The 286-nt window shown below is 72.7% G+C and carries 1 protein-coding gene; it reads left to right on the forward strand.

From position 1 onward, the window contains the following. On the forward strand, positions 1 to 286 hold a 286-nt coding region (locus IJ15_RS25085), incomplete at both ends, for a molybdopterin-dependent oxidoreductase (RefSeq protein ID WP_037136147.1).

Below are 286 nucleotides of genomic sequence, written 5' to 3' on the forward strand. Positions count from 1 at the left end.
AGGGCCGGTGGGCATTCGCGTACGCGACCGAGCCCGATCGGATCGAGACCCCGCTGATCCGCGACGACGCCGGTGACCTGGTTCCCGCCTCGTGGCCGGAGGCGCTGGCGGTCGCGGCCCGGGGGCTGCGATCGGTCGACGGCGGTACCGGCGTGCTGGTCGGCGGCCGGGCCACGTACGAGGACGCCTACGCCTACTCGAAGTTCGCTCGGATCGCACTGGGCACCAACGACATCGACTTCCGCTCCCGCGCGCACTCGGTGGAGGAGGCGGACTTCCTCGCGGC

This window comes from Prescottella defluvii (genome assembly GCF_000738775.1).
Lineage (GTDB): Bacteria > Actinomycetota > Actinomycetes > Mycobacteriales > Mycobacteriaceae > Prescottella > Prescottella defluvii.